Origin of the sequence: Pseudonocardia sp. P1 (assembly GCF_000178675.2) — a bacterium.
Taxonomy (GTDB): domain Bacteria; phylum Actinomycetota; class Actinomycetes; order Mycobacteriales; family Pseudonocardiaceae; genus Pseudonocardia.
In genome coordinates this window covers 5,908,680-5,935,678 of the sequence record NZ_ADUJ02000001.1, presented here as the reverse complement: position 1 = coordinate 5,935,678, position 26,999 = coordinate 5,908,680, and the positions used below count along the sequence as shown (strand labels likewise).

The 26,999-nt window shown below is 74.5% G+C and carries 27 protein-coding genes; 9 read left to right on the top strand and 18 right to left on the bottom strand.

All coding sequences use genetic code 11. From position 1 onward, the window contains the following. Nucleotides 1-54: 54 nt before the first annotated feature. The 5 genes from PP1_RS27640 to PP1_RS27620 are packed head-to-tail and all read right to left on the bottom strand — an operon-like array spanning nt 55 to nt 5,741. Nucleotides 55-1,092, bottom strand: a complete 1,038-nt coding sequence (locus PP1_RS27640; RefSeq protein WP_083697169.1) for an NAD(P)-dependent alcohol dehydrogenase — start codon at nt 1,090-1,092, stop codon at nt 55-57. After that, nucleotides 1,089-2,540 carry a mannitol dehydrogenase family protein gene (locus tag PP1_RS27635; protein ID WP_249266011.1) on the bottom strand — a complete coding sequence of 484 codons (1,452 nt, stop codon included), beginning with the start codon at nt 2,538-2,540 and terminating at the stop codon, nt 1,089-1,091. Before PP1_RS27635 ends, PP1_RS27640 begins: the two co-directional genes overlap by 4 nt. After that, nucleotides 2,537-3,754, bottom strand: a complete 1,218-nt coding sequence (gene manD / locus PP1_RS27630) for a D-mannonate dehydratase ManD (protein WP_010241837.1) — start codon at nt 3,752-3,754, stop codon at nt 2,537-2,539. Before manD ends, PP1_RS27635 begins: the two co-directional genes overlap by 4 nt. Then, nucleotides 3,751-4,740, bottom strand: coding sequence for a 2-hydroxyacid dehydrogenase (locus PP1_RS27625; protein WP_010241834.1), 990 nt, complete (start codon nt 4,738-4,740; stop codon nt 3,751-3,753). The genes manD and PP1_RS27625 overlap by 4 nt, the downstream gene beginning before the upstream one ends. Beyond that, the gene (locus PP1_RS27620; RefSeq protein ID WP_010241833.1) at nt 4,737-5,741 is read right to left on the bottom strand and encodes a LacI family DNA-binding transcriptional regulator; all 1,005 of its coding nucleotides are present in this window, start codon (nt 5,739-5,741) and stop codon (nt 4,737-4,739) included. The genes PP1_RS27625 and PP1_RS27620 overlap by 4 nt, the downstream gene beginning before the upstream one ends. Nucleotides 5,742-5,853: 112 nt before the next feature. Between PP1_RS27620 and PP1_RS27615 the strand changes: the two genes are divergently transcribed. Then, nucleotides 5,854-6,354: an Lrp/AsnC family transcriptional regulator gene (locus PP1_RS27615; protein ID WP_010241832.1), complete on the top strand. Its 501-nt coding sequence runs from the start codon at nt 5,854-5,856 to the stop codon at nt 6,352-6,354. 9 nt (nt 6,355-6,363) lie between these two features. Here PP1_RS27615 and PP1_RS27610 read toward each other — a convergent pair whose 3' ends face one another. Then, nucleotides 6,364-7,515 (bottom strand): DUF3500 domain-containing protein, encoded by a 1,152-nt coding sequence (locus PP1_RS27610; protein ID WP_010241831.1) that lies wholly within the window; start codon nt 7,513-7,515, stop codon nt 6,364-6,366. 89 nt (nt 7,516-7,604) lie between these two features. Here PP1_RS27610 and PP1_RS27605 point away from each other — a divergent pair, with 89 nt between their 5' ends. Next, nucleotides 7,605-7,922: a putative quinol monooxygenase gene (locus PP1_RS27605; RefSeq protein WP_029240006.1), complete on the top strand. Its 318-nt coding sequence runs from the start codon at nt 7,605-7,607 to the stop codon at nt 7,920-7,922. Between the two features lie 3 nt (nt 7,923-7,925). On the opposite strand, the gene acs is transcribed toward PP1_RS27605, so the two are convergent. Beyond that, nucleotides 7,926-9,830, bottom strand: a complete 1,905-nt coding sequence (gene acs / locus PP1_RS27600; protein WP_010241828.1) for an acetate--CoA ligase — start codon at nt 9,828-9,830, stop codon at nt 7,926-7,928. A gap of 67 nt (nt 9,831-9,897) precedes the next feature. Beyond that, on the bottom strand, nt 9,898-10,992 hold the full coding sequence (locus PP1_RS27595; RefSeq protein WP_010241827.1) for a DUF3500 domain-containing protein: 1,095 nt from the start codon (nt 10,990-10,992) through the stop codon (nt 9,898-9,900). A 125-nt stretch (nt 10,993-11,117) separates the two neighbouring features. On the opposite strand from PP1_RS27595, the gene PP1_RS27590 reads away from it, so the two are divergent. Continuing rightward, nucleotides 11,118-11,867, top strand: coding sequence for a DUF3152 domain-containing protein (locus PP1_RS27590; protein WP_212592113.1), 750 nt, complete (start codon nt 11,118-11,120; stop codon nt 11,865-11,867). Nucleotides 11,868-11,980: 113 nt separating this feature from the next. Here PP1_RS27590 and PP1_RS27585 read toward each other — a convergent pair whose 3' ends face one another. The 4 genes from PP1_RS27585 to PP1_RS27570 form a co-directional block, all read right to left on the bottom strand. Further along, complete coding sequence (locus tag PP1_RS27585) at nt 11,981-12,598, bottom strand: dihydrofolate reductase family protein (protein WP_010235669.1); 618 nt, start codon at nt 12,596-12,598, stop codon at nt 11,981-11,983. 28 nt (nt 12,599-12,626) lie between these two features. Next, nucleotides 12,627-13,319 carry a response regulator gene (locus PP1_RS27580; RefSeq protein ID WP_075314450.1) on the bottom strand — a complete coding sequence of 231 codons (693 nt, stop codon included), beginning with the start codon at nt 13,317-13,319 and terminating at the stop codon, nt 12,627-12,629. Next, nucleotides 13,316-14,443: a sensor histidine kinase gene (locus PP1_RS27575; RefSeq protein ID WP_010238060.1), complete on the bottom strand. Its 1,128-nt coding sequence runs from the start codon at nt 14,441-14,443 to the stop codon at nt 13,316-13,318. The genes PP1_RS27580 and PP1_RS27575 overlap by 4 nt, the downstream gene beginning before the upstream one ends. Nucleotides 14,444-14,636: 193 nt before the next feature. Next, nucleotides 14,637-15,287 (bottom strand): GOLPH3/VPS74 family protein, encoded by a 651-nt coding sequence (locus PP1_RS27570; protein ID WP_075314452.1) that lies wholly within the window; start codon nt 15,285-15,287, stop codon nt 14,637-14,639. 128 nt (nt 15,288-15,415) lie between these two features. Between PP1_RS27570 and PP1_RS27565 the strand changes: the two genes are divergently transcribed. From PP1_RS27565 to PP1_RS27550, 4 genes are all read left to right on the top strand, one after another. Then, nucleotides 15,416-15,667: a hypothetical protein gene (locus tag PP1_RS27565; RefSeq protein WP_010227366.1), complete on the top strand. Its 252-nt coding sequence runs from the start codon at nt 15,416-15,418 to the stop codon at nt 15,665-15,667. Nucleotides 15,668-15,914: 247 nt separating this feature from the next. Then, nucleotides 15,915-16,286 (top strand): hypothetical protein, encoded by a 372-nt coding sequence (locus tag PP1_RS27560; RefSeq protein WP_075296295.1) that lies wholly within the window; start codon nt 15,915-15,917, stop codon nt 16,284-16,286. A gap of 97 nt (nt 16,287-16,383) precedes the next feature. After that, nucleotides 16,384-17,355: a phosphotransferase gene (locus PP1_RS27555; RefSeq protein ID WP_010227362.1), complete on the top strand. Its 972-nt coding sequence runs from the start codon at nt 16,384-16,386 to the stop codon at nt 17,353-17,355. An 87-nt stretch (nt 17,356-17,442) separates the two neighbouring features. Next, nucleotides 17,443-18,615, top strand: a complete 1,173-nt coding sequence (locus tag PP1_RS27550; RefSeq protein ID WP_010227359.1) for a DUF418 domain-containing protein — start codon at nt 17,443-17,445, stop codon at nt 18,613-18,615. A 35-nt stretch (nt 18,616-18,650) separates the two neighbouring features. On the opposite strand, the gene PP1_RS27545 is transcribed toward PP1_RS27550, so the two are convergent. From PP1_RS27545 to PP1_RS27530, 4 genes are read right to left on the bottom strand one after another with little or no spacing between them, the layout of a single operon-like run. Beyond that, complete coding sequence (locus tag PP1_RS27545) at nt 18,651-21,047, bottom strand: ATP-binding cassette domain-containing protein (protein ID WP_010227357.1); 2,397 nt, start codon at nt 21,045-21,047, stop codon at nt 18,651-18,653. 25 nt (nt 21,048-21,072) lie between these two features. Further along, nucleotides 21,073-21,486: a VOC family protein gene (locus tag PP1_RS27540; RefSeq protein WP_010227355.1), complete on the bottom strand. Its 414-nt coding sequence runs from the start codon at nt 21,484-21,486 to the stop codon at nt 21,073-21,075. Between the two features lie 5 nt (nt 21,487-21,491). Beyond that, complete coding sequence (locus PP1_RS27535) at nt 21,492-21,935, bottom strand: helix-turn-helix transcriptional regulator (protein ID WP_010227353.1); 444 nt, start codon at nt 21,933-21,935, stop codon at nt 21,492-21,494. A 30-nt stretch (nt 21,936-21,965) separates the two neighbouring features. Next, entirely contained in the window at nt 21,966-22,727 is a 762-nt protein-coding gene (locus tag PP1_RS27530) for an alpha/beta fold hydrolase (RefSeq protein WP_010227351.1), read from the bottom strand. Nucleotides 22,728-22,791: 64 nt separating this feature from the next. Between PP1_RS27530 and PP1_RS27525 the strand changes: the two genes are divergently transcribed. Then, nucleotides 22,792-23,832 carry a YdcF family protein gene (locus PP1_RS27525; protein WP_010227349.1) on the top strand — a complete coding sequence of 347 codons (1,041 nt, stop codon included), beginning with the start codon at nt 22,792-22,794 and terminating at the stop codon, nt 23,830-23,832. A 9-nt stretch (nt 23,833-23,841) separates the two neighbouring features. Here the strand turns inward: PP1_RS27525 and PP1_RS27520 are convergent, their stop codons facing one another. Both PP1_RS27520 and PP1_RS27515 read right to left on the bottom strand, forming a co-directional pair. Further along, complete coding sequence (locus tag PP1_RS27520) at nt 23,842-25,338, bottom strand: dienelactone hydrolase family protein (protein ID WP_050802290.1); 1,497 nt, start codon at nt 25,336-25,338, stop codon at nt 23,842-23,844. A 141-nt stretch (nt 25,339-25,479) separates the two neighbouring features. After that, on the bottom strand, nt 25,480-26,007 hold the full coding sequence (locus tag PP1_RS27515; protein ID WP_010227345.1) for a CGNR zinc finger domain-containing protein: 528 nt from the start codon (nt 26,005-26,007) through the stop codon (nt 25,480-25,482). A gap of 91 nt (nt 26,008-26,098) precedes the next feature. Here PP1_RS27515 and PP1_RS27510 point away from each other — a divergent pair, with 91 nt between their 5' ends. Continuing rightward, nucleotides 26,099-26,986: an alpha/beta fold hydrolase gene (locus tag PP1_RS27510; protein ID WP_010227343.1), complete on the top strand. Its 888-nt coding sequence runs from the start codon at nt 26,099-26,101 to the stop codon at nt 26,984-26,986. Nucleotides 26,987-26,999: the final 13 nt, after the last annotated feature.

The window sequence follows — 26,999 nt, the reverse complement described above, 5'->3', positions numbered from 1 at the left end:
GGGCCCCGTGGCCGGGGCGGGTTCTCGGGCGGTCGGGGTCGGCCGCGGCCGGGCTCAGTCGCCCGGGCGCACGACGACCTTGAGGTGACGCGGGTCGGCTCCCGGTGCCCGGAGGGCGTCGGGAGCCTCGTCGAGGGCGAACCGGCCGGTCAGCACACCGGCGAGGTCCACCCGCCCGGACGCGGCGAGCCCGATGGCGGGCGCGAACGCGTGCGCGGACCGGAACGAGGCGTTCAGGTCGATCTCCCAGCGCTGCATCAGCGCCAGCGGCAGCCCGTCGGCCGACGGCGGGGCCTGCCCGACGACGGTCGCCCGCCCGGCCGGGCCGAGCGCGTGCATGCCCTGCCAGAGCGCCGCCGGGACGGCCGAGCACTCCAGCAGCCGGTCGAACGCGGCGGCCGGGAGCTCGTCGCGGGCGGTGTTCACGGTGCCCGTCGCGCCGAGCGCGGCGGCCCGGTCGAGCCGCGCGTCGTGCACGTCGGTGACGACGACCTGCTCGGCCCCGGCGGCCCGCGCGGCCTGCGCGACCAGCACGCCGATCGGGCCGGCGCCGGTGACCAGCACGCGGTGCCCGGTCGCCACCCCGGCCCGGCGCACCGCGTGCACCGCGACCCCCAGCGGCTCCACCAGGGCGGCGAGCTCGGTGCCGAGCGCGTCCGGGAGCGGGTGCACCGCGCGTGCGGGCACGGCGCGGTAGCCGGACATGGCGCCGTGGGTGGGTGGCGAGCCGAGGCAGGTGCCGGACGGGCACAGGTGGTAGGCCCCGGACCGGCAGGTCGGGCAGGTCCCGCAGCCGACCGCCGGTTCGACGGCGACCCGGGTCCCGGCCTCGACGCCGTGCACCTCGTCGCCGACGGCGGCGACCGTCCCGGCCGCCTCGTGACCGAGCACCATCGGCGCGCGGAGCACGTTGCGGCCGTTGCGACCGTCGGTGAAGTAGTGCACGTCCGAGCCGCACACGCCGACCGCCTCGACGGCGACGAGCACCTCGCCGGGCCCGGGCGCGGGCACCGGCACCTCCTCCACCCGCAGGTCCAGCGCCCCGTGCAGGACTGCGGCGCGGGTGCGGCCGGGGATCGTGGTGGCGGTCATGCGGCGCTCCTGGTCCCGGCGGCCTCGGCCACGGCGTCGTCGACGCCGTGCCGGACCAGCACCTCGAACAGCTCGGTGACCCGGGCGGCGAACGCGTCCGGGAGGTCGCCGCCGAGGAGGTCCAGCCCCGCCCGGACGTGCGCCGGTGCGAGCCCGGCGGCCGTCGCGGCGAGCCGATCGCGGGCCGGCTCGGCCATCGCGGCGGCGTGCGGCCCGGGATCGGACCCCGGCGGCGGGGCGACGCAGGCCAGCCACGCGGCGACGGTGAGCGCGAGGTGGTGCGGCATCCGCCCGTCCGCGAGGTGCCGGGCGGCCGGACCAGGGATCCGCTGCGCGAGCTTGAGCGACCCGTCCGAGCCGACCTGGCGGGTGCGGTGCCCGAGCGCGGTGTTCGACCAGCGGGTGAACAGCCGGGCGGCGTACTCGTCGGCGTCGACGCCCGCCGGGACGGCGACGGTCGGCAGGTGGTCGTCGTGCAGCACCCGCTCGGCGGCGCCCCGGACGGCCGGCCGGGCGACCGAGCGGGCGATCAGGTCCTCCCCCGCCAGCGCCCCCAGGTAGGCGATCAGCGAGTGGGTGCCGTTGAGCAGCCGCAGCTTGAGCAGCTCGTAGCCCGCGACGTCGTCGGTGAACACGGCACCGGGCACCCCCGCCCCGGCCCGGTCCCAGGCGGGACGGCCCGCGGCGAACCGGTCCTCCAGCGCCCACATGCTGAACGGCTCGGACGGGACCGGGACGGCGTCGGCCGTCCCGAGCAGCCGTGCGGCCGCGGCCCGGGTCGCGTCGGTGGTGGCGGGGACGATCCGGTCCACCATGGAGTTCGGGAACGTCACGGTGTCCAGGTAGGACCCGAGCGCCGCGGCATCGCCGGGCGGCAGCGCCGCGGCGAACTCCCGCACCAGCCGTGCGGTGACGTCACCGTTGCCGAGCAGGTTGTCGCAGCTGAGCACGCTGACCGGGGCGCCGTGGCCGCGGGCCCGCCGGAGCAGACCGCGGGCCACCAGGCCGACCGCGGTCGTCGCCGACCCGGCCAGGTCGGCACGGACACCGGGGTGGTCGAGGTCGAGCCCGCCGGTGCGCGGGTCGATCGTGTAGCCCTGCTCGGTGACGGTGAGGGAGACGATCCGGGTGGACTCCGCGGCCAGCGCGCCGAGCACCCGCTCCGGCTCGCGGGCCGCGACGGCGGTGCCGGTGTGCACGGCGGGCACCACCGCCCGCTCGCCCTCCGGGGAGATCTCGACGACGGCGTAGCGGTCCTGCTGCGCGGCCATCGCGTCCGCGATCCCGGCCGACCGGGGTGCGACGCCGAGGATCCCCCACGGACCACCGCCGGCGAGCGCGGCGGCGGTGTGCACGGCCTGGTGTGCGCGGTGGAAGTTGCTCAGTCCCAGGTGGACGATCCCGGTGCCGTCCGGGGCCGGGGTCTCGGTCGGGAGCACAGCGGTCACCAGTCCGTCATCGAGCCGTCGCGGCGGCGCGCGACCGGCAGCAGGGCGGGTTCGTAGGGGAAGCGGGCGGCTAGCGCCTCGTCGACGTCGACCCCGAGCCCGGGGGCGTCGCCGGGGTGCAGGTGCCCGTCGTCGCAGGTCCAGGCGTGCCGGAACACCTCGTGCACCTGCTCCGGGTAGCCCATGTACTCCTGGATCCCGTGGTTCGGCGTCGCCAGCGCGACGTGCGCGGACGCGGCCATCGCGATCGGCGAGACGTCCGACGGGCCGTGCGGGCTCACCTTCACCTGCCAGACGTCGGCGAGCGCGGCCAGCCTGCGCAGCGCGCTGATCCCGCCGGAGTGGGTGACGGCGGCACGGGCGTGGTCGATCAGCTGCTCGGTGATCAGCTGCTGGAACTCCCAGAGCGTGGAGAAGACCTCGCCGATCGCCAGCGGCGTCGTGGTGTGGGCGCGGACCCGGCGCAGCACGTCCTGGTTCTCGGCCGGGGTGACGTCCTCGAGCCAGAACAGGTCGACCGGTTCGAGGGCCTTCCCGAGCCGGGCGGCCTCGATCGGGGTGAGGCGGTGGTGGGCGTCGTGCAGCAGCGCGAGCTCCGGTCCGGTGTGCGCGCGGACCGCGGCCAGCGCGTCGGGCACGTGGCGCAGGTAGGCGGCGGTGTCCCAGACCTCCTCCGAGGGGACGGTGCCGCGCCCGGCCGGCTCGTAGCCGGGCCCGCGCCCGACGCCGTAGACGGTGTCCAGGCCGGGCACGCCGGTCTGCACCCGGACGGCGGTGAACCCGCGCTCGACGACGGCGTCGACGGCGTCGCACAGCTGAGCGACCTCCCAGCCGGTGGCGTGGGTGTAGGCCCGCACCCGGTCCCGGACGGCGCCCCCGAGCAGCTGGTAGACGGGCAGGCCGGCGGCCTTGCCCTTGATGTCCCACAGCGCCAGGTCGACGGCGCCGACCGCGGTCATGGTGACCGGCCCGCGCCGCCAGTAGGCGCCCCGGTACAGGTACTGCCAGGTGTCCTCGATGCGGGACGGGTCGCGGCCGAGCAGCTGCGGGCACAGGTGTTCCCGCAGGTAGGCGGCGACGGCGAGCTCCCGGCCGTTCAGCGTCGCGTCGCCCCAGCCGACCAGGCCGTCCCGGGTGGTGATCTTGAGGGTGACGTGGTTGCGGCCCGGCGAGGTGATCAGCACATCCGCCGCGACGATGCGGTCGGCGGTCACGGCGCGACCGCCACGACGTTGCGGATCGCATCGCCCGCGGCGAGGCGGTGCACGTTCGCGCCGATGTCGTCGGCGCGCCCGGCGAAGGTCTGGTGGGTCAGTCCCGACGAGTGCGGGGTCATGAGGACGTTCCCCAGCTCGCGGAACGGCAGCGACGACGGCTCCGCGTGCGCCGACCCGGGCTCCGGGTAGCCGTACCAGACGTCGATCGCGGCGCCGCCGATCACGCCGTCGCGCAGCGCCTCGTAGAGCGGCCGTTCCGCCACCAGCGGGCCACGGCCGACGTTGACCAGCACCGCGGAGTCCTTCATGGACGCCAGCTCGGCCGCACCGATCATGCCCTCGGTCTCCGGCGTCAGCGGGGCGCTCACGACGACGACGTCGGACACCGCGAGCAGGTCGCCCAGCCGGTCGGCGGTCGGGCCCGCCCAGCCCAGGCCGGTCTCCCCCGCGTCGATCGCGCCGCGCCGGCTCACCGCGACCCCGCGGGCGCCGAACACCCGCAGCCGGTCCCAGGACCGCGCGCCGATGTGGCCGAAGCCGACGAACCCGATCGTCGCGCCGGCCAGCGAGCGCATCCAGGGGGCCGCCTCGTCGTAGGCGGGGGTGGGCCAGTGCCCGGCGCGCAGCGCGGTGTCCTGGGCGAGGAAACCGCGGCGCAGCGCGATCGCCGACGCGACGACGTACTCGGCGATCGAGTCCTCGTGGTGGAAGGTGTTCGCGACCGTGCAGCCCGCGGGGAGCGCGTCGACGTCGATGCCGTCGGTGCCCGCGCCCGCGGCGTGCACCAGACGCAGCTGCGGGCCGGCCGTCGCGACCTCCTTCGAGCACCGGCCGGAGATCAGCACCTCCGCGCCCGGCACCAGTGCGGCGACGTCGGCGACGTCGCGGGTCGGCGACCAGACGACCTCGCTGCCGGTGGGCAGCGCGGCCTCCAGCTCGTCCCGCAGCCCGACCAGGTTCTGGTCCGCGACGACGATCTTCACGAGGTGACCTCCAGGGTGCGCTCGGCGCGCGCGGGACCGGTGGTGCCGCGGACGACGAGGTGGGTGGGCAGGCGGACCACGCGCGGCGCGGTGCGCTCGGCCGCCGCGCGGCCGAGTACCTCGCAGGCGAGCGTCCCGGCGCGGTCCATCGGGGTGGCGATGCTGGACAGCCCGGGGGCCGACAGCGCCGCGAAGGGGATGTCGTCGCTGCCGACGACGGACAGGTCGTCGGGCACCCGGACACCGAGGGTGCGGGCACCGGCGAGCAGGCCGAGCGCGACGAGGTCGTTGTGGGTCATCGCGGCGGTCGCGCCGGTGGCGAGCACGCGGGCCGCGGCGGCGGTGCCGCCGTCGACGGTCTCGGTGTGCCAGCCGAGCAGGTGCAGCTCCAGGCCGTACTCGTCGGCGAGTGCGCGGAGCAGGCCGACCCGGTGCTGGTTGGACCAGGAGTCCGAGCGGCCCTGGACGTAGGCGATCCGGCGGTGGCCGAGGGCGTCGAGGTGGTCGACGGTCTCCCGCAGTCCCTGGGTGGAGTCGGCGATGACGCAGTCCCCGCCGGCGACCTCGCGGTTGACCAGCACCGACGGCGTCGACCCGCAGAGGTCGAGCACCTCGGCGCCGTCGAGGCGGGAGGAGTGGACGACGATCCCGTCGACCCGCGCGCACAGGCCGGTGATCGCCTCGCGCTCGCGGTCGGGGTCGTAGTCGGTGTCGGCGACGACGACGGTCGTCCGGGTCTGGCGCCCCTGGGCCTGGGCGGCCTTGACGAAGCGGGAGAAGACCGGGTTGGCGATGTCCGGGACGACCGCGGCGACGGTCGCGGTGTCGCGCGCCGCCGGGGCCGGCTCCACCGGGCGCGGTGCGTAGCCCAGCTCCTGGGCCGCGGCGAGGATCCGCCGGCGGGTCGCCGCGCCGAGCCGGTCCGGGTCGGAGAACGCCCGCGACGCGGTCGACAGGGCGACGCCCGCGGTGCGGGCGACGTCGGTCAGGGTGGGCGCCACTGCTCTCCTCCTCGGTGTCCCGCCGGTGGGACCCGAGGAGCGTGCATCGTGTTGCGCAACCTTGTCAACGCTTGCCAAGGGTTTGCCGGGACCGGGTGCCTAGACTCCGCCCGTGCTCACGCTGGACGCCCTCGACGTCGACCTGCTCGCCGCGCTGCAGGAACGGCCGCGGGCCGGGGTGCTGGAGCTCTCCCGCACCCTCACGGTCGCCCGCGGCACCGTGCAGGCCCGCCTGGACCGCATGGAGCAGGCGGGCGTGATCACCGGTTACGGGCCAGACGTCGACCTCCCCGCGGCCGGGTACGGGGTGCAGGCGTTCGTGACGCTGGAGATCGCCCAGGGCGAGCTGGGCGACGTCGCCGCCGCGCTGGCGGAGCTGCCCACCGTCACCGAGGCGTACGCGACGACCGGGTCGTCCGACGTGCTGTGCCGGCTGGCGGCGTCGTCGCACGAGGACCTGCAGGCGACCCTGCTCGCGCTGGGCCGGTCACCGCTGGTGGCGCGCTCGACCAGCGTCGTCGTGCTGTCCACACTGGTCGCGCCGCGCTGGCGGCCGCTGCTGGAGGACCGGCACCGGGAGGGGCCGGTCCGGGCACCGGCGTACCGGTCCTGAGCCCGGCGCTCAGGACAGGTGGCGGGCCGCCCGGTGGGCGCCGAGCACGTCGAGCCCGAAGTCGGCCGACGGGTCCCGCCACACCGAGTGGGCGTGGTTGGCGTCGCGCTGGGTGTTGTCCCACTCGACCAGCAGCCGGGGCCCCTGCAACCGGTAGTAGTTCGGGGCGCCGTCGGCCAGCGACCCGGCCCAGGCGACGTGGACGCGGTCGAGGGCGGCGTCGTCGTCGTAGCGGGCGATCGGCGAGAGCGCGTCGGGGACCCGGCGCAGGTAGGTGGCGAGCAGGGCGCGCAGCTGCTCGCGCTGCCCGCCGTCCAGGTCGGAGGCCGGGACGCCCTTCGGGGTGCGCCCCAGCCGCACGGCCGCGACGTCGTCGCCGGTGAAGGCCGCGCGCTCCTCGATGGTCTCGCTCATCGCCTCGAGCCTGCCCTGCTCGGTGTCGTTCGCGAACCGGTCCCGCCAGATGCCGGCGAGCGGGATCCAGTCGTCGCCGTCCTGCGGGTCGGTGCGGTTCGCCGCGACCAGGTCCGGCGGTGCCTTGTCCAGCAGCACCGCGCGGTCACGCAGCTCGCCGGGCAGCGACCGGACGAGGTCGCGGGCCAGGTCCTCGACCCGGCCGAGCGGGCGCAGGGTCGCCTCCCCCAGCAGCTCGGAGGTCGCCGGGTCGGCACCGAGGAAACACGGCGTGGAGGCGACGACCTCGCCGTCGACCACCAGCATGTTGACCGAGACGTGGTGCCCGCCGAACCGCCAGGCCCAGGTCCCCTCCGCGCCGGGCTCGCCGAAGACGCGCAGGTAGTACATCTGCGGGTCGCGGCCCCGGGTGCGGTCGAACAGGGTCACGAAGCCCTCGGTGTGGTCGAGGACGTTCTCCAGCCCCATCACGGTCGCGACGGTGACGTAGGCGGCGCGCGACAGCCCGGTCCCGACGAGCTTCATCGCCGCCCGCTGCTGCGGAGGCAGCTGCTCGTGGAAGGTCAGGCCGCCGTGGTCGGTCGGGGTGTAGAACCAGCGGCGCCGCTCGGCGTCGATGTCGCCGTCGCCCGCCGGGGCGTGCCCGACGGCCGCCTCCCGCTGACCGGGATCGAGGGTGTCCAGCCACTCGCGGGCCGCCTCCGCCATGGCGCCGGCCGTCTCCCGCGTGTTCGCCGCGTCGCTCATACGCACCGACGGTAGCCATTCCGGGCGGGCCCCACCCGTCGGGTTCGGCCATAGTGGTCGTGCACGAGGAGATCGAGACGGAGGCGACGATGCCCACCCCCACCGACGACGACCGCGACCTGCTCACCGTCATCGCCCGCATGCGGGCGAAGCCGGGCAGGGAGGCGGACCTGCGCGCCGAGCTGGAGAAGCTGATCGAGCCGACCACGAAGGAGGACGGCTACGTCAACTACGACCTCCACCAGGGCGTGGACGACCCTGCGGTGTTCTTCTTCTACGAGAACTGGGAGTCCGAGGAGAAGCTCGGGGCGCACCTGCAGACCCCGCACCTCGTGCACTTCCAGAACGTCATGGGCGACCTGCTCGACGGCGAGCTGGTGATCCAGAAGCTGAAGCGGATCGCCTGAACGTCAGCTCCTGACCCGGTACCCGGCCGCCAGCTCCGCGAAGGCGGCCGGGTCCACCAGGGACGTCGTGTCCCCCGGCTCGTTCCCGGCCGTCACGTCCAGCAGCAGCCTGCGCATGATCTTCCCCGAGCGGGTCTTCGGCAGCTCGCCGACCAGCACGACCTCCCGCGGCCGGGCGACCGGCCCCAGCTCGGCGGCCACGTGCGCGCGCAGCTCGTCGGCGAGCCCGTCGGACGGCCCGTCGGTCACCGTCACGAACGCGACGACGGCCTGCCCGGTCGTCGGGTCCGGCGCGCCGACGACGCCGGCCTCCGCCACCCGCGGGTGCGAGACCAGCGCCGACTCCAGCTCGATCGAGCCGAGCCGGTGCCCGGAGACGTTCATGACGTCGTCGATCCGGCCCTGCAGCGTCACGTAGCCCTCGTCGTCGACGACGGCGCCGTCGCCGGCCTTGTACCAGCCCTGCTCGGCGAAGTCCGCGAAGTACGACGAGCGGAACCGCTCCGGGTCGCCCCACACCGTGCGCGCCATCGACGGCCACGGCCGGTCGATCACGAGCAGCCCGCCCTCGCCGGCGTCGCAGGTCCGTCCCCGCTGGTCGACGACCCGCACCGACAGCCCGGGCAGCGGGTGTGTCGCGGAGCCGGGCTTCAGCGGGGTGACGCCGGGCAGCGGCGCACAGATCGCGGCGCCGGTCTCGGACTGCCACCAGGTGTCGACGATCGGGCAGCGGCCGCCACCGACGACCCGGTGGAACCAGCGCCAGGCCTCCGGGTTGATCGCCTCGCCGACGCTGCCGAGCAGCCGCAGCGACGACAGGTCGTGCCGCGCCGGGACCTCCTCGCCCCACTTCATGTACGTCCGCACCAGGGTCGGCGCGGTGTAGTAGACGGTGACGCCGTACCGCTCGATGATCTCGAAGTGCCGGCCCGGCTCCGGGGTGTCCGGGGTGCCCTCGTAGATCACCTGGGTCACGCCGTTGGAGAGGGGGCCGTAGACCTCGTAGGTGTGGGCGGTGACCCAGGCCAGGTCCGCGGTGCACCAGTACACGTCGTCGGGCTTGTGGTCGAAGCACGCCCACGACGTCCACGACGTCTGGGTGAGGTAGCCGCCCATGGTGTGCAGCAGTCCCTTGGGCTTCCCGGTGGTCCCCGAGGTGTAGACGAGCATCAGCGGGCTCTCCGCGCCGAACGCCTCGGCCGCGTGCGACTCCGGCTGGCGGTCGACGACGTCGTGCCACCAGACGTCGCGGCCCTCGGTCCAGCCGACGTCCGACCCGGTCCGGCGGACGACGAGGACGTGCTCCAGCGACGTGACCCCGTCCGCGGCCTCGTCGGCGTTCGCCTTGACCGGTACCGCCTTCCCCCGCCGGTACTGCCCGTCCGTGGTGACCAGCAGCTTCGCGGCGCCGTCGGTGAGCCGGAACCGGAGCGCGGCGGCGGAGAACCCGCCGAAGACCAGCGAGTGGACCGCACCGATCCGGGCGCAGGCGAGCATCACGACGACCGTCTCGACGAGTACCGGCAGGTACACGACGACGACGTCGCCGCGCCCCACGCCGAGCTCGGTGAGCGCGTGCGCGCAGCGGGACACCTCACGCTGCAGGTCGGCGTAGGTGACGGTGCGCCGGTCCCCCGGCTCGCCCTCCCAGTGCAGCGCGACGGTGGCGCCGTTCCCGGCCTCGACGTGCCGGTCGACGCAGTTGCGGGCGACGTTCAGGGTGCCGTCGGCGAACCAGGTGACCTCGGGCCACCGGCTGCCGTCGTACCCCTGCTCGGGTGCGCGGTCCCACTCGAGGCGCCGGGCCTGCGCGGCCCAGAACGCCTCGGGGTCGGCCTCGGCCTCGGCGTAGGCCTCCGCGGAGACGTTGGCGTGCGCGGCGAACCCGGGCGGCGGAGCGATGGTCACGCCCCGATCCTCCCCGGCGCACCCGGTGCGGCACAGGTGAATGCCGTCACCGGCCGGGTGAGCGGGGTCAGCGGTGGGCGAACGCCAGGTGCTCGCCGAGGACGTCGAGCCCCAGGTCGGACTCGGGGTCCCGCCACACCGAGTGGGCGTGGTCGGCGCCGTCCTGCGTGTTGTCCCACTCCAGCAGCAGCCGCGGTCCCTGCAGCCGGTAGTAGTGCGGCTCGCCGGGGTCGGTCGAGCCGGCCCAGGCCAGGTGCACCTCGTCGAGTGCCGCGTCGTCGTCGTAGCGCTGCACCGGGCTGGTCCCGGCCGGTGCCCGGTCCAGGTAGGCCGAGAGCAGCCGTCGCAGCAGGTCACGGCCACGGTCGTCCAGCGCGCTCGCCGGGACCCCGCGCGGGGCCGCGGCGAGCGCGACCTCCTCGGTGCCGGCGACCGGATCGGCGGGCCCGGGCGGCGACTCCCGGCGGATCGCCGTGCCCGGCAGCGGCCGGTCCCCCGGGGCGGCCGTCGCCCGGTTCGCGGTGACCAGGTCGGGCGGTGCCGCCTCGGCGAGCACCGCGGCGTCGAGCAGCTCGGGCGGGAGCCCGCGCACGATGTCGCGCGCCAGGTCCTCGGTCGGTCCGAGCGGGCGGTGCACGCCCCCGCCGAGCAGCGGCGTGGTGGCCGGGTTCGCGCCGAGGAAGCACGGCGTCGTCGCCGCCACCCGGCCGTCGACGACGAGGTTGTTCAGCGACACGTGGTGCCCGCCGAACCGCCAGCCCCACGTCCCGCCCGCCGGGTCGCCGAAGACCCGCAGGTGGTAGAGCCCCGGGTCGCGGAAGCGCTCGCGGTACGGGCGCGCCGGCCAGCCCTGCGCCCGGTCGAGCACGTTCTCCAGGCCCATGACGGCGGCGACGGTCGCGAACCCGGCCTCGGACAGGCCGGACGCGACGAGCCGCATCGCGCGCTGCTGCTGGACCGGGGACTGCTCGTGCAGGGTCAGGCCGCCGTGGTCGGTCGGGGTGTAGAACCAGCGGCGGCGCTCGGCGTCGTCGTCGCCCGTGCCGGGGCCGTGGCCGGTCCCGGTCGCGCGGTGCTCGCCGTCGAGGGTGTCCAGCCACGCCGCGGCGGCCTCGGCCATCGCCGTCGCGGTCTCGGTCGTGTGCCCGGTCGCCGTCGTCACATCGGGCGAGACTAGTCCGGACGCCCCATGATCACCCCTCCCGGACGACGGCGTCGCTGGTCGGACCGGACGCCCCTCCGGCCACGGGTCGTTCCCGGGGGCCTGTTTCTGCCAGGCTGTCGCCTGTGCCGCACTCCTTCCCGGCAGGCCCCGTGGCCGCCGTGCTCGCGGTCCTCGTGCTGGCCGCCTGCGGTGCGCCGCCGGCACCGGCCACCGGCCCGGCACCGGCGGGCGGCCCGCCCGCCGGGGAGGCGTCCGCGGCCCCTCCCGCCCCGCCCACCACGGCGCCGGGCCCCCGGGCCGGGTCCGCGACGGTGGAGGCCGACCGGAGGGCCGGGGTGCGTGGGCGGACCGTCCCGGCCTCCGCTTCCGGTGCGACCGACGTCGTCCCCGGTACGGCGGCGGGGCCGTCCGGCCGCGCCCGCACGGTGCCGGTGCGGATCGAGATCGAGCGCGGTGTGGACGTCGACGGTGCGGCGTTCGCCGCGTTCGTCACCGGCGTGCTGAACGACCGCCGGTCCTGGGGCGGCGACGGATCCGTCGGGTTCGCCCGCACCGACGGCGGGGCCCCGCTGCGGATCGTGCTGGCCACCCCGGCGCTCGCCGACCGGCTCTGCCTGCCGCTCGACACCGTCGGCAGGCTGTCCTGCCGCAACGGCGACCGCGTCGTCGTGAACCTGGAGCGCTGGGTCACCGGCACCCCGGAGTACGCCCGCGACCTCACCGCCTACCGGCAGTACCTGGTCAACCACGAGGTCGGGCACTGGCTCGGCCACCACCACGTGACCTGCCCCGGCCCCGGGGAGCCGGCCCCGGTGATGCAGCAGCAGACGCTCGGCCTGGACGGCTGCCGTCCGCACTCCTGGCCCCGCTGAGCAGATCGGGCGGCCGTCCTCGGGCGCACTGCTTGCACACGCCGGTAGCCGCCGTGGCGCCCGACGAGCTCGGCCTCCGAGCCGGGCGTCGCGGTCCCCGACCGGCTGACCCCTCACTCGACCTCGATCACTCCGTACTCCGGCCGCCCGGCGACCCGGTAGGTCGCGATGGAGACGCCGGTGGGGGTGGTCCGCGACCCGGTGAGCTCCAGCGCGGTGTCGGGTCCGGTCTCCGGGAACAGCCGCCGCCCGGCGCCGACGACCACCGGGAAGACGAGCAGGTTCAGCTCGTCGAGCAGGTCGTTCGCCAGCAGCCACCGGACGAGCTCGCCGCTGCCGTGCACCTGCAGCTCCCGGCCCGGCTTCTCCTTCAGCCCGCTGACGGCCGCGACGACGTCGCCCGACAGCACGGTCGTCCCCGCCCACCCCGGATCGGTGAGCGTGGTCGACGCGACGTACTTGGGCAGGGTGGCGAACCCGACCGCGACGACGTCGTCGCCGGGGTCGGCCATCGCACCCCAGGACGCGGCGAAGATCTCGTAGGTGTGCCGCCCGACGAGGAACGCGTCCGCGCGGCGGAACACCTCGTCCATGAACAGGCCGGTCGGCTCGTCGAAGTGCGGGACGACCCAGCCGCCGCGGCCGAACCCGCCGGAGCGGTCCTCCTCGGGGGCGCCGGGCCCCTGGTAGACGCCGTCGACCGACACGAACATCGTCGCTGTGAGCTTCATGCCGGTCCGACCGGCGGGCCGCCGGGAACTAATCGGTGGCGTCGCGGACCAGCAGCGCGATCTGCACCCGGTTGTCCAGGCCGAGCTCGCGCAGCAGCTTCGACACGTACGACTTCACCGTCGCCACCGACATGTGGAGCTCCTCGGCGATGTCGGCGTTGGAGCCGCCGCGGGCCACGGCCTCGGCGACGTCGCGCTCCCGCTCGGCGAGCCGGTCCAGCCGGGTGCGGGCGCCGCGGCGGCGGTCGACCGGGCCTGCGCCGCCCGCGACGATCCCGATGAGCCGCCGGGTGATCGCCGGGGACAGCACCGCGTCGCCGTCGGCGGCGGCCCGGACGGCCTCGACGATCTGCTCCGGGTCGGCGTCCTTGAGCAGGAACCCGCTCGCGCCCGCACGCAACGCGCGCACGACGTGCTCGTCGGCGTCGAAGGTCGTCAGCACGACGACGGTCGGCGGGTCGGGTTCGGCGGTCAGCAGCTGGGTGGCGCTCACCCCGTTCACCCGCCGCATCCGGAGGTCCATCAGGACGACGTGCGGGCGGCCGGCGCGGACCGCGTCCGGGACCTCGTCGCCGTCCCCCGCGTCGCCGACGATCCGGATCCGCCGCTCCGGGCCCTCCCCGGCGGCGGCGATGGTGTGCCCGTCGAGCATCACCTTGAGCCCGGCCCGGACGAGCGGGTCGTCGTCGACCAGCAGCACCCGGATCTCGATGTCGGTCACGCGATCTCCTTCGTCCAGGGCAGCGTGGCGCGCAACCGGTAGCCGTCCGGCAGCGGGCCGTGGGCGAGGGTCCCGCCGGTCAGCGTCTCCACGCGCTCGCGCAGTCCGACCAGGCCGGTGCCGGCACCCTCCGGGGCGGGCCGGTCCCCGGTGCACCCCGAGGTGACGGTGACGGTGAGGTCCCGCCCCGGCCGCCCGGTGAGGACGACCTCGACCGCAGCGCCCGGCGCGTGCCGGGCCGCGTTCGTCAGGCCCTCCCGCACCACCCGGTACGCGACGCCGGCGAGCGGGCGCCCCGGCGGCGACATCATGAGCAGCGCGGTCGACCGCAGCGACACGTCCGCCCCGGCGGCGCGCGCCTCGCCCACCAGGTGTTCGACGGCGGCGAGGTCCTCGGTGTCGTCCGGGCGTTCCGGGTCCACCGGCTCGTGCAGCACCTGGACGATCGTCCGGAGGTCCTCCATCGCCCGGTGCGTGGTGTCCCGCAGCACCTGCGCGCTCTCGCGGACGGTCTCGGCGGAGAGGTCGTCGCGCAGCGCCAGCGCCCCGGCGTGCACCGACAGCAGCGACAGCCGGTGCCCGAGCCGGTCGTGCATCTCGCCGGCGATCCGGCGGCGCTCGGCGGTCCGGGCCTGCTCGTCGCGCACGGCCCGGTCGATCTCGGCGCGGGCGAGCCGGTCCCGCAGGTCGTCCACCATCGCCCGCCGGATCCCGGTGAGCAGCCCGGCGACGGCCGACGTCGCCAGGAAACCCATGGCCCCGCCGAGCAGGACCAGCATCGTCTGCAGGTCGGGGATGCCGTGGTAGATGTTGATCGTCGCCGCGACGACCGACAGCAGGAGCACCAGGACGGTCTCGCTGGTGCGGCGGCGGGTCGCGATGACGAACACCCCGACCAGCGGCAGGTAGGTCGCGAGCGGGGCGATGTTGCCGACCACGAGCGAGCCGAGCGCGAAGACCCACGGGTACCGGTAGCGCAGCGGCATGCACGCGATCGCGGCGAGACCGAGCACCAGCAGCGCGATCCGGCCGGCACCGTCCACCCGGAGGGCCCCGCCGGTCGTCAGCCCGGCCGCCGCGACCGCGACCATCAGGATCGCGGACATCACGGCGGGGCGGATCACGCGTCGACCATAGGCGGCGGGGGCCGGGAGTCCAGGACGATTCCCCCGGATCGGGCGGGCACGGCGTCCCTCGTGGACGCCGTGCCCACCCGCCGGGCCGATGGGAGCGGTCAGGATCTCCCCGTTCCCGCCCCGGGCGTGGGCATCCCCCACGGACCCACGCCGTCCCCCCACCGGTGGCCCTGCCGCGCGGTCACGAGCCGCTCGCCGCGGTCGCGGTGACGGCGGCCGCCGCAGCGGCCGCGGCCTGCACCTCCCGGACCGCCGCGGCGACCGCCGGGCCGGCCCAGTCGCCGTCGGCGACGACCCGGGCGCGGTCGCGCAGCTCGCGGCGGCGCCCGTCGAGCACCCGGTGCTCGGCCCGCGTCGCGTGCAGCAGCGAGACCAGCCCGGCGACCCGCGGATCGACCGCGACGCCGTCGCGCAGCGCCGCGGCCATCCCCGCCAGGAGCGTCTCGCGCAGTGCCGGGTCCGGCCACCAGCGCGCGAACCGCAGGAACCCGCCGGGCTCCCGGTCGACGTGCCCGCCCCGGACGAGCGCGTCCAGCACCGCCGTCCGCAGCCCGGGGACCAGCCGGGTCACGCCGCGACGCGCCCGGAACCAGCCGGCGGGCAACCGCGTGGCCCGCTCGGCCACCACGTCCGCTCCCGGCCCGTCGACCAGCCGGACCCGCGGGTTCCGGTAGCCGTCGGTCTCCAGCCGTCCCCGCGCGGCGAGATCGAGCAGCACCGCACCGGCGAGCGCGCGCTCGGTCCGCTGGTGGTCGACGACGAACCGGCCCGTGCCCGGCGCCAGCAGCACCAGTGCCAGCCGCTCCGGCATCGTCGTGTCACGCCCGTCCATCGGTCCCCCTCGTCCCCGTACCGGTTCGACCCTGCTCCCCCGGACGGCACGCGCGCACCCGGCGAAGGTCGCGGGCCGTGCGACGGAAGTCGCGATCGACAGATCACCCGAATGGGTAGCATTCGGACATGCCCGAACCTCAGAGCCACCGCGAGAGCGGCCAGCACGTCATCGAGCACGCCCTGGAGCTGCTGGAGTCCGCGGACCGGGCCAAGGACTACGCCGAGGCCACCGACGGGCACACCGCCGCGACCGCGTACGCCGTCAGCGCGCTGTACCAGGAGATGCGGCACGGCGACGACCAGATCACCGTCCTCATCGGAGCCGTCCGCGAGCAGACGGAGATCCTCAGGGAGATCCGGGACGCGCTGCGGCACTGACCCCGGGGCACGGCCGGCGGCCGTCCGCATGGCGGTACGTGCAATTCGTCATCTTTCGTCTCCACCTCATCGGAGCAATAACGAAAACCCTCGGTGATGTCGTCACACGATGGCATTCCCGAATTCGACAGCGCAGTTTTCGCGGCAATACGGTCTTCATCAGCCGGTGCGGGCTCCCCCTCGTTCGCAGCACCGGCACGCCCGGGCAGGTCACACGACAGGCCCGCGACTCGACAGGAGACTGACTGTGCTGAAGAAGGCTGGAATGGTCGTGGCCGCGTCGGCCGCATCGCTGCTCGCGCTCAGCCCGCTCGCCTTCGCCGACGAGGACGGCGGCGAGGGCGACTCCGGCGGCAGCGGCATCGACAAGAGCGCCGACGGCCTGCTCGGCGGCGTCGCCAACGGCAACAACGTCGACGTGCCGATCCAGGCGTGCAACAACAACGTGCCGGTCAACGCGCTCGGCGTGCAGGTCCCGGTCGAGGACCTCGGTGCCGCCAACGGCCTCACCGGCGCGCTCGGCATCCTGGGCTCGGGCGAGGCGAAGAGCGGCGACTCGGTCACCGACCAGTCGGACAACTGCGCCCAGCAGTCCGGCTCGGGCGACTCGGTCGGCTGATACCCGGTTCTCCGGCGGGGCCCGGGACGCATCGCGTCCCGGGCCCCGTTCCGCTTTCCGGGTCGACCGCGACGCCGCGGCGCGGGATATTCCCCGCATGGAGTACCGACCGGCCGGCTTCGACGACGCCGACGTCCGTTCCGCGCTGTCCTCGTGGCACGGCATCGACGTCCGTGAGCTGCACTACCGCGCGGTCGGTTTCGGCGACTACCACTGGGCGGCGACCGGCACCGACGGGCGGCGCTGGTTCGTCAAGCTCTCCGACCTGACCGACAAGCCGCAGTGCGGCGCCACCGCGACGGCCGCGCTCGACGGGTACCGGGCGGCCCTGCAGACGGCGGCCGCCCTGCGCGCGGACGGCCTGGGGTTCGTCGTCGCCGCGGAGCCCTCACCGGACAAGGAGCTCGTCGTCGACCTCGACGGGCGGTGGGCACTGACGGTGTTCGCCCACGTCGACGCGAGCAGCCACGACTTCCACACCGAGCTCTCCCCCGCCGCGCGGGACGAGGTCCTCACCCTGCTGGCCCGGCTGCACACGGCCACGCCGCCGGCGGGCACCCCGGTGCACACCCCCGACGTCCCGGACCGGGCGGTGATCGACGCCGCGCTGGCCGGGCAGGAGGTCTCCTGGACGGGCGGCCCGTACTCCGAGCCCGCCCGTCAGGCCGTCGTCACGCACGCGGGTGCGATCCGCGAGTACCTCGCGGATGCCGACGCGCTCGCCCACCGGCTGGACCTCGCCGGGCGGACCGCCGTCGTCACCCACGGTGAACCGCACCCCGGGAACCTGCTGGGGAGCGACGACGGGTTCCTGCTGATCGACTGGGACACCGTCGGGCTGGGCGTCCCGGAGCGGGACCTCGCCGTCGCCGCGGGTGACCTCTCGGCCTACACCGCGATCACGGGCGTCGAGCCGGACCCGCACGCGCTCGAGCTGTACCGGGTGCGCTGGCTGCTGGCCGATCTCGGCGAGTTCCTGCGCTGGTTCCGCTCCGCGCACCGCGACGACGCCGACAGCCGCACCGCATGGGAGGGCCTGCTGCAGACGGTGGCGGAGATGGGCGGCTGAACCCCGACCAAGGTTCGTCCCCTGCGCGACGAAAGTCCGCTGCGGTCCGTCCGTCCGCCGTGTCTGACTCGGACCGTGACCGGACCCGTGACCGCCCCGCCCCGCAGCCTCGCCCCGGACCTCGCGCGCGGCTCGATGCTGCTGCTGATCGCACTCGCGCACGTGCCGCCGCTCCTGGTCGGCGGCGCGCCGGGGTTCGTCAGCCGCCCGCTCGGCGAGACGGGCCTCGACCACGTCGTCGACGCCGTCATGCTGCTCCTCGTCGACAACCGTTCCTACCCGATGTTCGGGGCGCTGTTCGGCTACGGCCTGGCGACGATCGTCGCCCGGCAGCTCGCCCGCGGATCCACCGACGCCGGGGCACGCCGTGTCCTGCGCCGCCGCGGCTGGTACCTGCTGCTGTTCGGGCTGCTGCACGCGAGCGTCCTGGGCGGTGCGGACGTGCTCGGTTTCTACGGCGTCGCGACGCTCCTGGTCGGCGGGCTGCTCTTCCGGTCCGACCGGGCGCTCGGCCGGACGCTCGTCGTGGTCGGCGCGGTCTACCTCGTGCTGATGCCCGTCCTCTGGATCGGGGTGGTGTGGGGGACGGGATCCACCGGGTTCGTCCCGCCCGCCGACGACGGCGGCTACCTCGCCGGTGTCGCCGTGCGGTTCGTGGGCTACCCGGCGTTCCCGCTCCTGCAGCTGGTCGGCTGGCCGATGCTCGTCGGCGTCCTCGCCGGGATGTGGGCGGGCCGGCGACGGCTCCTGGAACGGGCCGGTGAGTACCGCCCGCAGCTGCGTCGCGCGGTCGTCGCCGGAGTCGCCGTCTCCGTGCTCGGGGGAGTCCCGGGGGCGCTGATCGGCGCCGGTGTGTGGCAGCCCGGTCCCGTCGCCGGCGGTGTCGCCGTCACCCTCCACGTGCTCACGGGTGTCGTCGGCGGGCTCGCCTACACGGCCGCGTTCGGGCTGGCCGGGCACGCACTGCAGGACCGGCAGGGCCTCGTGACCTGGGCGCTGGCCGCGCTGGGCAAGCGGTCGCTGACGTTCTACGTGCTGCAGGAGGCGATGCTGTTCGCCCTGCTCGCGCCGGCCGTGCTCGGCCTCGGGGCCGCGGTGAGCAGTGCGGGCGGCGCGGCCGTCGCCGTCGGGGTGTGGCTGACCGGGCTGGTGCTCGCGTGCCTGCTGGAGCGGGCCGGACGTCCGGGACCGCTGGACGGGTGGCTGCGCAGCCTGACCTACCGCGCTCCCCGCCGCGGCGAGGTCGCCGCCGGCCGGTGAGGCCGGGCGGGCCGGGAGCACCGGCCCGCCCGCCGTCATGCCCCGACGTACTCCGCGAGGTGCTGCCCGGTCAGTGTCGAGCGGTCGGCGACGAGCTCGGCCGGGGTGCCCTCGAAGACCACCCGGCCACCGTCGTACCCGGCCCCCGGGCCGAGGTCGATGATCCGGTCCGCGTGCGCCATGACCGCCTGGTGGTGTTCGATGACGATCACCGACTTGCCGGCGTCGACGAGCCGGTCGAGCAGCGCGAGCAGCTGCTCGACGTCGGCGAGGTGCAGGCCGGTGGTCGGCTCGTCGAGGACGTAGACGCCGCCGGACTCCCCCATGTTCACGGCCAGCTTCAGCCGCTGCCGCTCCCCGCCGGACAGCGTGGTCAGCGGCTGGCCGAGCTTGAGGTAGCCCAGCCCGACGTCGGCGAGCCGGTCGAGGATCTTGTGCGCGGCCGGGGTCCGGGCCTCCCCCGCGCCGAAGAACTTCTCCGCCTCGGCCACCGACATCGCGAGCACCTCGCTGATGTCGCGGCCGCCGAAGGTGTACTCGAGCACCGAGGAGTCGAACCGCCTGCCCTCGCAGACCTCGCAGGTGGTGGCGACGCCGGCCATCATCGCCAGGTCGGTGTAGATCACCCCGGCGCCGTTGCAGTTCGGGCAGGCGCCCTCGGAGTTCGCGCTGAACAGCGCCGGCTTGACCCCGTTGGCCTTGGCGAACGCCTTGCGGATCGGCTCCAGCAGGCCGGTGTAGGTGGCCGGGTTGCTGCGCCGCGAGCCCTTGATCGCGCCCTGGTCGACCACGACGACGCCGTCCCGCCCGGCCACCGAGCCGTGGATCAGCGAGCTCTTGCCGGATCCCGCGACCCCGGTGACGACGGTCAGCACCCCGAGCGGGATGTCGACGTCGACGTCGCGCAGGTTGTGGCTGTCCGCGCCGCGCACCTCGAGCACACCGGTCGGGGTGCGCAGGGACTCCTTGAGCGACGCGCGGTCGTCGAAGTGCCGGCCGGTGAGCGTGCCGCCGGCCCGCAGCTCGTCGACGGTGCCCTCGAAGACGACCTGGCCGCCGTCGGACCCGGCGCGCGGCCCGAGGTCGACGACGTGGTCGGCGATCACGATCGTCTCCGGCTTGTGCTCGACGACGAGCACGGTGTTCCCCTTGTCCCGCAGGCGCAGAAGCAGGTCGTTCATGCGCGCGATGTCGTGCGGGTGCAGCCCGATGGTGGGCTCGTCGAAGACGTAGGTGACGTCGGTGAGCGACGACCCGAGGTGCCGGATCATCTTGGTGCGCTGCGCCTCGCCACCGGACAGCGACCCCGCGGGCCGGTCCAGGCTGAGGTAGCCGAGGCCGATCTCGACGAACGAGTCGAGCGTCTCCCGCAGCGAGGTGAGCAGCGGCGCCACCCCGCGCAGCGCCGAGCCGCGCTCCGCGTCGTCCGCGGCACGTGCCTCCAGGCCACGGACCCACTCCGCCAGGTCGTCGATCTGCATCGCACAGGCGTCGGCGATGTTGACGCCGTCGATGCGCGACGACCGGGCGAGCTCGGACAGCCGGGTGCCGTCGCACTCGGGGCACGTCCGGAACACGATCGCCCGGTCCACGAACGCGCGGATGTGCGGCTGCATCGCCTCGCGGTCCTTGGACAGGAACGACTTCTCGATCCGCGGGATCAGGCCCTCGAAGGTGACGTTGACGCCGTCGACCTTGATCCGGGTCGGCTCCTTGTAGAGCAGCGCGTCCATCTGCGGCTTCGTGAAGGAGCTGATCGGCTTGTCGCCCGGGAAGAACCCGGAGTTGGAGAAGATCCGCCCGTACCAGCCGTCGACCGAGTAGTTCGGGATCGTCAGCGCGCCCTCGCTGATCGACTTGCCGGCGTCGAACAGGGCGGTGAGGTCGTAGTCCGACGAGGTGCCCTTCCCGTCGCAGCGCGGGCACGCACCGCCGACGATCTCGAAGTTGCGGCGCTCCTTGATCTGCCTGCCGCCCTTCTCGACGGTGACCGCGCCGGACCCGCTGATCGTCGCGACGTTGAAGGAGAACGCCTTCGCCGACCCGACGTGCGGCTCGCCGAGCCGGGAGAACAGGATCCGCAGCAGGGCGCCGACGTCGGTCGCGGTGCCGACGGTGGAGCGGACGTCGCCGCCCATCCGCTCCTGGTCGACGATGATCGCCGTCGTAAGACCGTCGAGCAGGTCGACGTCGGGCCGGGCCAGCGTGGGCATGAAGCCCTGCACGAAGGTGCTGTAGGTCTCGTTGATCATCCGCTGGGACTCGGCCGCGATCGTCGCGAACACCAGCGAGCTCTTGCCGGAGCCGGACACGCCGGTGAACACGGTCAACCGGCGCTTCGGCAGCTCGACGCTGACGTCGCGCAGGTTGTTCTCCCGAGCCCCGTGCACGCGGATGAGGTCGTGGCTGTCCGCGGCGTGCTGCGTGGTCATCGTGTGTGTTCCCCCCTGCGGCCGGTCAGGCCGGACGCTGCTGGATGCGGACCATGTTGCCCGCGGGATCGCGGAAGGCGCAGTCACGTACCCCGTACGGCTGGTCGATCGGCTCCTGGACGACCTCGGCCCCGCTCGCCTGGACCTTGTCGAACGCGGCCTCGAGGTCGTTACTGGCGAGCAGGATCGCCGAGTAGGTGCCCTTGGCCATCATCTCGGTGACGACCCTGCGCTCCTCGTCGGTGACGCCCGGGTCGACGGCGGGCGGGGCGAGGACGATCGACACGGCGGGCTGGTCGGGCGGGCCGACGGTGATCCAGCGCATGTCGGCGTAGCCGACGTCGAGCCGGACCTCGAAGCCGAGGGCGTCGCGGTAGAAGGCCAGCGACGCCTCGGCGTCGGTGTGCGGGAGGAAGCTGGAGTGAATGCTGATGTCCATGCACGTCACGCTAGGGAGGGCGAGCGCTCCGGGGCTTCTCGATTCCTGACCGGTCTGGAGACCTGCTTCGCGACGCACGCCGGGATGCCCTCGGTCCCGCGGGCGGCCTCGCGGCGGAACACGCTCGGCGGCATGCCGACGAGCTCGGTGAACCGGGTGCTGAACGTGCCGAGCGACGAGCAACCGACCGCGAAGCAGACCTCCGTCACCGACAGGTCGCCGCGGCGCAGCAACGCCATCGCCCGCTCGATGCGGCGGGTCATCAGGTAGCTGTAGGGCGACTCGCCGTAGGCCCGGCGGAACTCCCGGGACAGGTGCCCGGCCGACATGTGCTCGCCCCGCGCGAGCGCCTCGACGTCGAGCGGGCGGGCGTACTCGCGGTCCATCCGGTCCCGGACGCGGCGCAGCCGGGCGAGGTCACGCAGCCGCTGGTCGTCCGGGCAGGCCATGCGCCGATCCTGCCACAGCCCCGGCACGCCTCAGCCGAGGAAACCGCGCAGCAGCTCCACCACCTCGGCGGGTCGTTCCAGGTAGACCATGTGCCCGGTGTCCATCGGGGCGACCGTGAGGTCGTCGCCGAGCTCGGCCCGGCAGGCGTCGAGCCAGGCGTCGGAGACGAAGTCGGCGCCGGTCGCCGGCACGACCAGTGTGGGCAGACCGGACGGCGGGACGACGGCGGGGCGCGCCATCTCCGCCCACGCCGCGATGACCGACGCCCGCGAGTAGCGCCAGCGCCAGGCGCCGTCGCGCTGTTCGAGATGGGCCTCGATCTCGGCGTCGACGCGCTCGGCGGGCACCCCGGGCCAGGTCTCGGTCCGGGCCGCGCGGGCCTCGTCGGGCGTCGCCCACGAGGCGTCGGCGCGGAACTCCTCGGCGTTGGCGAGCATGAGCTCCGGGTCCAGCCCGATCGCCGGGTCGAGGAGCACCAGCCGGCTCACCCGCTCCGGCGCCGTCCGCGCCAGGTGCGTCGCGATCGCGCCGCCGAACGAGTGACCCACGACGACGGCCCGGCCGGTCCCCTCGTCGTCGAGCACCTGCAGCGCGTCGGCGACGTGCCGCTCCAGGTTCCACGGCGGCGTCCACGGGGAACGTCCGTGGCCGCGGACGTCGACGGCGGTCCAGCGCAGGTCCGGCATCGCGCCGGACAGCGGGCGGAACCGCAGGCCGTGACCGGTGACGCCGTGGATCGCGAGGACGGGCGGGCCGTCCGGGTCGCCGGAGTGGTGGACGTTCAGGGGCATGCCCCGATCCTGGCATCCCGGACGGTCTCGATCGGGTGGCACCGTCGCTGGGCAGGATGGCCCGGTGTCCGGTGGTACGAACCTGTTGATCTCCGTGGCCGTGCTGGTCGTCCCCCTCGTCGTCACGGCCGTCGTCTGCACGTTCGTCGTGCGGCGGGTGCGCCGCGAGCCCCGGCGGCTGAGCAACGCCTACTGGCTCCTCGCTGCGGCGGTGCTGCTCGGCAACGCCGTCGCGACGCTGGGGTTCGCCGGCAGCAACCCGGTCCTCGGCACGATCGTGCTGCTCACCGTCACGTCCCCGCTGCTCGCCCTCGTGTTCGCCGTGTTCCTGATCCTCAACGGGGCGGTCATGCTGCGCCGGGAACGGGTGAGCCTCGGGAACTCGCTGTCACTGCTCGCCGGGCTGCTGATCGTCGTGCTGCTGGCGGTCGCGGTGCCGGTGATGCTCACCGGGCCGGTCTGGCTGCGGGCGCTGTGGATCCTGTGCGCGCTGGCCGCGTACTTCCTCGCCTTCCAGTTCGTCGCGTTCCTCGGCTACGCGCGGCTGTACCGGTGGCTGGTGCGGGACCGTCCGGCGGACTGGGTGGTCGTGCTCGGTTCCGGCCTGCACGGCAGTGCGGTGCCGCCGCTGCTGGCCGACCGCATCCGGGCCGGGATGACCGAGCTCGACCGTCGCGGCGCACGGATGCTGGTCCTGTCCGGCGGGAAGGGCGACGACGAACGGCTCGCGGAGGGCGAGGCGATGCGCCGGTGGGCGGTCGACCACGGCGCGGACCCCGCGCTGCTGCGTGCCGAGACCGCGTCACGCACCACCGAGCAGAACCTCCGGCTCAGCGACGAACTGGTGCGCGGCGACCCGGACCCGGCCGGCCCCGGCCTGATCGTGACCAGCGACTACCACGTGTTCCGGGCCGCCGTCCTGGCCCGCAGGCTGGGCGTCGACGCCCAGGCCGCCGGGGCGCCGACGGCGGGGTACTACTGGCCGAGCGCGGTGCTGCGCGAGTTCGTCGCGATCCTGCGGGAGCACCGGGTCGTCAACGCCGTGCTCCTCGTCCTGATCGCGGTGCCCGCGCCGCTCGCGCTGCTGGCGGTGGCGTCGGGCTGACCGCGTCGGTCACCGGGCGAACAGGTTCCCGTCGAGGTACATGTCCCAGTCCTCGCCCTGCAGGCCGTGCCCGCCGGAACGGAGGTGGTAGCTCATCGCCGGACCGCGGAACGCGGTGTCGGTGGCCGGCTTCCAGTCCGGGGACGGGAGGCCGGTGTCGCCCAGCCCGTACAGCTCGTAGACCTTCGACGCCGAGACGTACGACAGGAACTCGCCCTCGGGATCGGCGTTCGAGTCGTCGGCCGCGCTCCCGACGACCACCCGTCGCGGGGCGACCAGGGCCAGCAGCTGGTGCTGGTCGACGGGCAGCGCGTCGACGTCGTCGTTGAACTTCTTGTACGTCTGCGGGAACCAGTGCGGGAACGACTCGTTCACCCGCGCCACGGTCTCGCCGCCGACGCCTCCGTCGCCGCGCCGGGCCGGCTTGGCTCCGGTGGACCCGGAGTTGTTCGTGATGGCGGCGGCGAAGCGCGTGTCCTGCGCCCCGGCCCACAGCGACGCCTTGCCACCCCGCGAGTGGCCGATCACCGCGACCTTCGTGGCGTCGATGTCGGGGTCGGTCTCGAGGTAGTCCATGGCCCGGCTGGCGCCCCACGCCCAGGCGCTGATGGCGCGACCGGCGTCGTCGGGGAGGTCCTGCCCGGAGTCGTGGAACAGGTTGATCATCTTGCTGCGGTAGCTGTCGCTGTCGTCGGGAGCGATCTGCTCGGCGTCGATCTGGGCGAAGGCGTAGCCGGCCTTCGTGATCTTCGAGACCGGCGCGTAGTCCGACGACTGGGTCGGGTCGTCGCTCACCGAGCCGCGGTGGTCGATCATCAGGAAGGTCCCGCGCGGCTTGCTCTCGCCCTTGGGGATGAAGAGCTTCAGGTCGAAGCTGCCCGTCCCCTCCGGCCCGGTGATGTCGATCTTGACGATCTTGCGCGTCACGTCGCCGACATCGGTCGGGGTGACGTCGAAGGTCTGCTCGGTCGGCATCGGCAGGCTCTGGCCGTAGACGTTCTCGCGGAAGTCGGCCAGCAGCTCCTCGCGGCGGGTGTTCTCCCAGATCGCCGCACTGGAGACCGGGCCACCGTTCCTCAGCTGCAGCGGGTTCGGGTAGTCGGTCCCGTCGATCGAGATCATCCCTCCGGTGAGATCGGAGAGGCCGGGGAGGCTGGGGAGGCCGGGCCGGTCGGAGCCGCCCGAGCCACCCGAGTCGCCCGAGTCGCCCGAGCTGCCGGAGCCGCCCGAGCTGCCGGAGCCGCCCGAGCTGCCTGAGTCGCCGGAGCCGCCCGAGTCGTCCGAGCTGTCGTCCTGCGAGGAGGAGGTACCGGACCCGCCCCCGTCGTCGGAGTCACCGCCCCCCGGTGGCTCCTCCTGGGCCGCGGCGACCGCGCGGTAGGCCGGGGACTGTGTGTTCGGCACCGCCACGTCACCGGCAGCGACGACCGCCAGGGCGACGAGCACGGCGCCCGCGCCTGTGCCGATGGCAGGCAGGCGGCGACGGGAGTGACGTGAGGTGCGCATGTGGCGGGACCGTACCGAGCCCCCGACCCTCCGCAAGCTCGAACAGTGATAACGCCATCGAACGGATGACGTTGTCGCACATCAGATGGGTGACAACAACCCGTGTGAGACTGCCGACGGTCACCGATTCCCCCGACCGCCTCACGTGGCGCCGCGGCTCCGCGCGTAGTGGCGGTTCGCCTTGGTCCGGTTACCGCACGACGTCATCGAGCACCAGCGCCGCGTGCCGCTGCGGGTGGTGTCGAGGAAGTGCAGGACGCAGTCGTCGTGGGCACAGCGCCGGATCCGGTCCGGACGGGTCTCCAGCAGCCGCAGCAGCGCCTCGGCCGCGGTCCAGGCCGGCAGCAGGTCGGCGTCGTCGACCTCGGGCCGGGTGACGGCGCCGTCCGGGCCGTACCCCCGGCGCAGCCGGCCGTGAGCGAGGAGCTCGTCGAACGCGGCCGCGTTGGCCACCGGGTCGTCGAGGAGTCCGGTCATGACGCTCCGCGCGCTCCGGAGCGCCGCACCGGCCCGCTCGCCGTCGGGGGTGCCGAACCCGTGCCCGGCGAGCCAGGCGGCCACGCCGCCGGGGTCCGACAGCAGGTCCCGTTCCTCGCCGTGCTCGACCCACCGGGTGTTGAGCAGGTCCAGCGGCAACGGCTCCCCCGTCAGCGGACGTGGATCGGCCATGCCGCGAGCGTAGCTCCCGGTCCGGCCGCTTGACCCCGGCTGACGACCCATGCTCCTATCTAACCATCAAAACTTATTTAGGAGGTTAGACATGGCCGAGGTGCTGCACCGCCGTCTCGACGTGGCCGGTCACCGGGTGTTCGTCCGGCAGTCCGGACCGGACGACGCGCCCGTCGTCCTGCTGCTGCACGGCTTCCCGACCAGCTCCCGGATGTACCGCGCGCTGATCCCGGCGCTCGGCGAGCGCTACCGCGTGATCGCGCCCGACCACATCGGGTTCGGCCACTCCGACGCCCCCGGCGCCGGCTCGTTCGACTACACCTTCGACGCGCTCACCGACGTGACGGAGGCGCTGCTCGACGAGCTGGGCGTGGAGCGGTTCACGGTCGTCGTGCAGGACTACGGCGCCCCGATCGCCTGGCGCCTCGCGCTGCGGCGGCCGGCGGCGGTCACCGCCGTGATCAGCCAGAACGGCAACGCCTACGACGACGGCTTCGTCCCCGGCTTCTGGGCGCCGGTGTGGGCCTACGCCGACGCGCCCGGCCCCGGCACCGAACCGGCGGTGCGCGCCGCGCTGGACGAGCCCGCGATCCGGTGGCAGTACCTGCACGGCGTGGACCGGCCCGAGCTCGTCGACCCCGACTGCTGGACGGTCGACGCCGCCTCGATGGCCCGCCCCGGCTCGGCGGCGGCCCAGCTCAGCCTGTTCCGCGACTACGCGACGAACCCGCCGCTCTACCCGGAGCTGCACGCCTGGTTCCGCGAGTCCCAGGTCCCGCTGCTGGCGGTGTGGGGGGAGAACGACGAGATCTTCGGCCCGGACGGGGCGCGGGCGTTCGCCCGGGACCTCCCCGGCGCCGAGATCCACCTCGTTCCCGGCGGCGGCCACTTCCTGATCGAGAGCCACCCGCAGACCGTGCTGGAGCTCGTGCAGGACTTCCTCGCACGGGTGCCCGCCCGTGAGCCCGCCCGGACCTGACCGGCGTCGCCCG